The organism is Frigoribacterium sp. MEB024 (genome assembly GCF_000878135.1).
GTDB lineage: Bacteria > Actinomycetota > Actinomycetes > Actinomycetales > Microbacteriaceae > Frigoribacterium.
On record NZ_JXQZ01000080.1, the window covers coordinates 1 to 6779 of the forward strand.

8 protein-coding genes are annotated in these 6779 nt (G+C 71.2%); 1 reads left to right on the forward strand and 7 read right to left on the reverse strand.

Annotation, left to right across the window (positions count from 1 at the left end; all coding sequences use genetic code 11):
• The 7 genes from SZ60_RS13205 to SZ60_RS13235 all read right to left on the reverse strand — a co-directional run.
• On the reverse strand, positions 1-199 hold a 199-nt coding region (locus SZ60_RS13205), incomplete at its 3' end, for a hypothetical protein (RefSeq protein WP_197073570.1).
• On the reverse strand, positions 196-1245 hold the full coding sequence (gene add, locus SZ60_RS13210) for an adenosine deaminase (protein ID WP_197073571.1): 1050 nt from the start codon (positions 1243-1245) through the stop codon (positions 196-198). The genes add and SZ60_RS13205, both read right to left, overlap by 4 nt.
• Positions 1242-2261, reverse strand: a complete 1020-nt coding sequence (locus tag SZ60_RS13215) for a nucleoside hydrolase (protein ID WP_197073572.1) — start codon at positions 2259-2261, stop codon at positions 1242-1244. Before SZ60_RS13215 ends, add begins: the two co-directional genes overlap by 4 nt.
• Entirely contained in the window at positions 2258-3154 is an 897-nt protein-coding gene (locus SZ60_RS13220; RefSeq protein WP_052505401.1) for an ABC transporter permease, read from the reverse strand. The genes SZ60_RS13215 and SZ60_RS13220 overlap by 4 nt, the downstream gene beginning before the upstream one ends.
• Complete coding sequence (locus SZ60_RS13225) at positions 3154-4068, reverse strand: ABC transporter permease (protein ID WP_052505402.1); 915 nt, start codon at positions 4066-4068, stop codon at positions 3154-3156. The genes SZ60_RS13220 and SZ60_RS13225 overlap by 1 nt, the downstream gene beginning before the upstream one ends.
• Entirely contained in the window at positions 4061-4903 is an 843-nt protein-coding gene (locus SZ60_RS13230) for an ABC transporter ATP-binding protein (protein ID WP_156155610.1), read from the reverse strand. Before SZ60_RS13230 ends, SZ60_RS13225 begins: the two co-directional genes overlap by 8 nt.
• 2 nt (positions 4904-4905) lie before the next feature.
• Positions 4906-6036 (reverse strand): ABC transporter substrate-binding protein, encoded by a 1131-nt coding sequence (locus SZ60_RS13235; RefSeq protein WP_043596631.1) that lies wholly within the window; start codon positions 6034-6036, stop codon positions 4906-4908.
• A 119-nt stretch (positions 6037-6155) separates the two neighbouring features.
• On the opposite strand from SZ60_RS13235, the gene SZ60_RS13240 reads away from it, so the two are divergent.
• A complete protein-coding gene (locus tag SZ60_RS13240) occupies positions 6156-6755 on the forward strand; it encodes a TetR/AcrR family transcriptional regulator (RefSeq protein WP_043596632.1) in 600 nt (199 codons plus the stop codon).
• Positions 6756-6779: the final 24 nt, after the last annotated feature.

Genomic DNA, 6779 nt, shown 5'->3' on the forward strand with positions numbered 1-6779 from the left:
CTGCCGACCCGGGTGCGGCCAGCCCGGCGGTGCACCACGCGGGGGCGGGCCCGGGCCCGACGGCGACGATGCGCGATCCGTCGACGACGACGTGCCCGCCGGCGTGCTCGGTGTCGTGGGCGTCGACCGTCGCGACGTGTGCGCCCTCGACGACCAGCCGCCGGGCCGGCGCCACCGAGGCGGAGGCGGGTGCGGTCACGCCGCCAGCCACGCCGCGATCTCGGCGACGGCCCGGGCCTTCAGTTCCGGCGACGCGCCCGAGCACTCGATCGAGCTCAGCGCGCACGCGGCGAGCTGCTCGTCGGACAGGCCGAGGGTCGTGCGGGCCAGCTCGTACTCGGCGAGCACACCCGGCCCGAACAGGATGGGGTCGTCGGCGTTGATCGAGCACCGCACGCCGGCCTCGACGAGGCGCTTCAGCGGGTGGTCCTCGATGGTGGGGATCACCGAGAGCAACACGTTCGAGGTGAGGCACACGTCGAGGCAGACACCCTCGGCGGCCAGTCGGGCCATCAGCGGTTCGCTCCGCACGGCCGTCACACCGTGCAGCACGCGGTCGGCGCCGAGGACGTCCAGCGCCTCCTCGATCTGGTCCGGCCCGGCGAGCTCGCCGGCGTGCGGCGTCGAGAGCAGGCCCGCGTGCTTGGCGATGCGGAACGCCTCCTCGTAGCGGGCCGCCGGGTTGCCGCGCTCGTCGTTGGCGAGGCCGAGCGAGACGACGCCGCGGTCGGCGTACGCGGCGGCCAGGTGGGCCAGCTCGTTCGCGGCCTCGACGCTCTCGGTGCGGTCGACCGTGATCATCAGCCCGACCTCGACGCCCCATCGCTCGCCGCTCTCGGCGCAGGCCGCGAGCATCGCCCGCAGCGAGGCGTCGAGCGACCCGAAGGTGGCGACGTAGAACTGCGGGCTCGCCCCGAACTCGACGTAGGCGACGCCCTCGTCGGCGCAGTCCTCGATCGCCTCGTCGATCAGGCGGAAGAGGTTCGCGCTCTCGGCGAGGACCACGACCATGCCCTGGTACGTCGCGCTGAACTCGCTGAAATCCCCGAAGCTGGTCGGCATCGGCACGACGACGCCCGACGCCGCCGCCATGTCGGCCAGCGAGTCCGGTTGGATCGCCGCCTCCATGTGCAGGTGCAGGTGGCCCTTGGGCAGGGCGCGCAGGTCGCGCGCCACGGCGTCGGCGGGCGAGGGGGAGGTCACCGAGGAGGCGCGGGTGGCGTCGGCGGGGGAGGTGGTGGTCACGAGCGGGCTCCGTGGATCAGGGCGTCGACGAACGACGGGAGGAAGAGGTCGGTGTGGACGGCGGTGACCGCCGTCGTGGGGGTCGACGGGTCGCCGGTCGGCACGGGGCCGTCCGGGTGCCAGTCGACCTCGGCGCCGTCGGCCGTGCGCAGCACCCGGCCGCGGGTCGCGAAGCCGTCGTGGGTGATGCCGACGGGGCCGGTGACGCTGTCGGCGATCCACTCGGGGTGCACCATCAGCGCCGCGGCGAGGCCGTCGTGTACGGGACTGACCCGGCGGCCCCAGGCGTTCCGGTAGAAGTCGAGGTAGGTCGCCAGGACGTCGGCGGCGAAGGTGCCGGTCGGCGTGCCCGAGTCGCGGAACGCCGCGACGTGCGATTCGTCGGTGATCACCTGCGACGTCGCGTTCACGCCGACCATGAGGCGCGAGGTCGCCGGGGCGGCGAAGACCGCGCGGGCGGCCACGCCGTCGTTCTGCACGTTCGCGTCGACCATGTCCGTGCGGCCGAGGGCCGGGAAGGGTCCGCTGCCGCCCATGATCGTCACCGACCGGAACAGGGTCAGGAGGCGCGGCTCGGCCCTCAGCGCCAGGGCCACGTTGGTGAGCGGCCCCAGGGTGAGCAGGTCGATCTCGCCCGGGGACGCCCGGGCGACCTCGACGAGCCGCTCCGCCGCCGGGGTGTCGAGCAGCACCCGCGGGAGCGGCCGCTCGGCGACGACGTCACCGAGACCGTCGTGACCGTGCACGTAGTGGGCGATGTGCGCCTCCGCATCCACGGGTCCCTCGGCACCGCGGGCGACGGGCACGTCGTCGAGACCGACGAGCCCGAGCACGTGCCCGACGTTGCGCAGGGCGTCGTCGACGACGCAGTTGCCGTAGACGGCCGTGATGCCCACGATCTCGACGTCGGGCTGCGCGGCGAGCCAGAGCAGGGCGAGGGCGTCGTCGATGCCCGTGTCGGTGTCGACCAGCACGCGGCGGGTCACACCGGGGCCGGTCACGCTGCGGCCGGTCACGACGCGGTCGCCTTGCCGGCGTTGGGGCCCCACTTCGCGAGCACCGCCGTCTCGACGAACGTCGTGATCGTGTAGAGCACGATCGAGACGAGCGTGATCAGCACGACGATCGCCCAGATCTCGCCGTACTGCGACTGCGACTTGGCGGCCGTGATGGCGGCGCCGAGGCCCTCGTAGGTGAAGAGCCACTCGTAGAGCATCGCGCCGGTGATGGCTCCCGGCACGGCGATGCGCATCGAGGCGAAGAAGTACGGCAGGGCCGTGGGGAACGCGACCTTGCGCATGATCGTCCAGCGGCTGCCGCCGTAGACCCGGATGAGGTCGACCGACTGGGCGCTGACCGACCGGAAGCCGAGGGTCAGGTTGACGAGCAGGGGAAAGAACACGACCACCCCGCCGATGAAGCCGGCGGTGACGATGCCGTTGCCCAGCACGAGGTAGATGACGGGGGCCATCGCGAGCAGGGGCACGGTGCGCAGCAGCATGGCGATCGGCATGAACATGAACTCGACGGGTCGGATCAGCGTGAAGACGATCGCCACGACCAGCGAACCGCCGACGCCGAAGACGAAGCCGATCGCGGCGTGCCAGAGGGTGACCCCGAGCAGGCCGGCGATGTGCACGCGGTTCTCGGCCGCCGTGGTCCGGCTGAGCTCGGAGTCGACGAAGAACCAGCGGAACACGTCGGCCGGGGTCTTCGCGATGAACGCGTTGGCCTGCAGCATGACGATGGCGAGGTTCCACAGGATGCCGAGGATGATCGCCGAGATCGCGATCGTCAGCACGGTGCGGCCGATGCGCCGCAGGACGAACCGGGCCGTCGAGGAGGCGCTGGTCGAGACCGCGGGGGCGGTGACGCGGGTGCCGGTGCCGGTGGGCAGGGTCGTGGCCATCAGAACCCCTCTCCGGCGCGGCTGTCGCCCGCCGACCAGGGCGTGACCAGTCGGCTGATCCGCCCGATGACGAAGTAGGCGATCCCGGCGATGCCGCCCGAGATCAGGGCCAGGGCCCAGAGCTTGACCGACGCCGCCGTGGCCTGCGCCGCGAGCAGCAGGATGCCGAGGCCCTGGTCGACCCCGATGAGGAAGTACTCGCCGAGCACCGCGCCGAGGAACGCCGCGGGCGCCGCCAGCTTGAGCGCCGCGAGGATGCTGGGCAGGGCGGCGATCAGACGGACCTTGACCAGCTGCGTCCAGCGCGAGCCACCGTAGGCCGTGATCACGTCGAGCTGGGTCTCGCTCGCGGCCCGCAGGCCGAGCAGCGTGCCGATCACGGTGGTGAAGATCACGCTGAGCGCGGCCAGGAAGATCGACGTCGTCCGGCCGCCGGCAGGCGACATGAGCGTGACGATCGGCGCGATCGCGGTCAGCGGGATGCACGAGCAGACCACGGCGAGCTGGGTCGAGAGGCCCTCGAACCACGGCACGAGCAGCACGGCGAAGGCCAGTGCGAACGCGATCAGGTTTCCCCAGAGGAAGCCCCAGGCCGCGCTGCCGGCGGTCGCGCCGATGGCGCGCCAGTAGACGAGGTCGCTGAGGTCCGTGACGAGCTGGACGAGCACCTGGCCGGGCGGGGGAACCGACCCGGTCACCGAGAAGAGCGTGACGGCCACGACCTGCCAGATCGCGACGATCAGCACGATGCCGACGAGGGCGCCGACCCACGGAGGGGCGGCGGCCATCGAGCCGAGCACCGACCGTCGCTCGGGCCCCCGGGCGGTCTCGGCCCGGAGCGCCACGCTCTGGCCGAGCTCCGCCTCGACCTCGCGCTCGGCGGTCTCGCGCGGCGACGTGTGCAGGTCAGTCATCGGCCACCGTCCCGTGCGAGCCGAACAGGATCTCGGAGATGCGGTCGACGTACGCGTGGAACTCCGGGGTGCGGGTCAGCTCGGGCAGGCGCGGTCGGGGCAGGTCGATCTCGACCACTTCGGCGATGCGGCCGGGCCGGGCGCTCATCACGGCGACGACGTCGGACAGGAACACGGCCTCGGCGATGCCGTGCGTCACCATCAGCGTGGTGGCGGGCTTCTCGCCCCAGATGCGCAGCAGCTCGACGTTCATGCGCTGCCGGGTCATGTCGTCGAGCGCGCCGAACGGCTCGTCGAGCAGCATGATGGTCGGCTGCACGGCGAGGCAGCGGGCGATCGAGACGCGCTGCCGCATGCCGCCCGACAGCTGCGCCGGCTTGGCCTTCTCGAAGCCCTTCAGGCCGACGAGGTCGATCAGGTCGTCGATCAGGCCGGCCGGGGGAGTGAGCCCGGCGACCTCGAGCGGCAACCGGATGTTGTTCTCGACGCTGCGCCAGGGCAGCAGGGCCGAGTCCTGGAACGCGATGCCCGTCTCGTGGCCGCGTTGCACCTCGGCCGCGGTCTTGCCGTTGATCACGACGCTGCCCGACGTGGGCGTCTCGAGCCCGGCCAGGATGCGCAGGATGGTCGACTTGCCGCAGCCCGAGGGCCCGAGCAGGCTGAGGAACGAGTCCTTCTTGGTGCCCAGGTCGATCTGCGTCAGGGCCTGCACGCTCTTCCGACCGAGCTGGAACGACTTGGTCAGTCCCTGGATGTTGATGCCGGTGGCGAGCTCGGGTCGACCGGCGGGGTCGCCCGTCGCCGTCGTGGGTGCGGTCGTGGTGCCGTCCGTCATGGTCATGCCGTGGGGATCGTGAAGGCCGTGATGAGGTCGGGGTTCTCCTCGTAGACCTCTTTGATGATGCTGAGGTCGAAGAGGTCGTCGGCCGACACGTCGGTGCCCATGGCCTTCAGCGAGGCGATGTTCTCGGCGACCAGCTCGTCGGTCATCGTGAACAGGCCGTTGGCGTTGACGTCCTCGGTGAGGATCAGCGTGTTCTGCGCCTCGGCCTCGGCGGTCTGCTCCTCGACGTCGAGGTCCTGGTCCTTGCCGTACTTCTCGGCGGCGTACTTCGCGCTCTGTTCCGGGTCCTTCACCGCGTCGGTCCACCCCTTGATCTCGGCGACCAGGAAGGCCTTGAGCATGTCGCGCTCGTTGTCGATGGTCTCCTGCGTGACGGTGAAGGTCTCGGCGACGAACGGCAGTCCGTTGTCGGCGAAGCCCAGCACGACGGGGGTGAAGCCGTCCATCTCGGCCAGGATCGGCTCGTTCGTGATGTACGACATGTGCGCGTCGTAGGCGTTCGTCTCGAGCGGGGCGATGTCGTACTGCGTGGCGACGAGCTCGACGTCGTCGAGCGTCATGTCGTTGGCCTTGAGGAAGCCCTCGAAGATCGTCTGGTTGCCGCCCGACTGCACGCCGATCTTCTTGCCCTTGAGGTCGGCCAGGGTGCGGATCGGCTCGCCCTCCTCGAGCGAGAGCAGGCAGAACGGGTTCTTCTGGAACGTCGTGCCGATGATCTTGAGCGCCGCGCCCTGCGCCACCGACGGGCCGGTGAGCGAGGCCGACGACAACCCGACCTTGGCCTGTCCGGCGAGCAGCGCCTCCTCGGCTCCGGTCTGTCCGCCACCGGCCAGCAGCGTGACCTCGCTGAAGCCGGCGTCGGTGTAGTAGCCCTTCTCCGTGGCGAAGTACTCGCCCGCGAACTCGATGTTCTTGATCCACGAGAGCTGGACGGCGATGGTGCCGAACGACCCGCCCGAGGCGGCCCCGCCGGTCGCCGCGCCCGTCCCGGCCGACGAGTCGGTGCAGGCGGCGAGCAGGGCGGTCGTGCCGACGACGAGGGCGGCCGACCCGCCGAGGCGCAGGAACCCGCGGCGGTCGAGGGAGGTGGAGCGGAACGCGGGAGGAACGGAGAGAGGGCTCATGGGGGAACTCCTGAGGTTCGTTCGGGTGAGGTGTCGAAAAGCTAGACCCGGACTGTTTCATCGTCGTTTCGGTCGTGTTGCCGTCGTCGTCGACCTCGCGGGACGTTAGTTTCGGGGGCATGGCCACGCGCGAGTCGTCCGACAAGAGGGCCGAACTGCTCGAGCGCGTCGTCGACCACGTGCTCGACCACGGCGTCGGTCAGCTCACCCTGCGGGGCCTCGCGACGGCGGTCGGCTCGAACAACCGCATGCTGTTGTACTACTTCGGCAGCCGGGAAGAACTGGTCGTGGCGGCGCTGCACGGCGCTGAACGACGGTTCCCGGGCATCGTCGGGGTCGTGGACCACCTGGCCGGGCCGGACCTGCCGCTCGACCAGCGCCTCCTGGCCGTCTGGCGGACGGTGTCCGACCCCGTCAACCAGCCGTTCAACCGGCTGTTCTTCGAGGTGTTCGGCCTCGCGAGCTTCGACCGCGAGCGCTACGCCTCGCTGCTCGGCGACATCGGCTCCGAGTGGGTGGGTCAGGTGGCGGCCGCGTACCGCGCCGAGGGCGTCGAGGAGGCGCGGGCCGAGTCGCTCGCGCACGAGACGGTCGCGCTCTGGCGCGGCTTCCAGGCCACGTTGCTCAGCGCCGGGTCGAGCGCGGCCGTCGACCGCGCGGCCGTCGACGCCACGGAGGCGCTCGTCGCCCGCGTCCGCGCCGCCGCCGTCGCCCGCTGACGGGCCGCCCATCGGCCTCGAAGA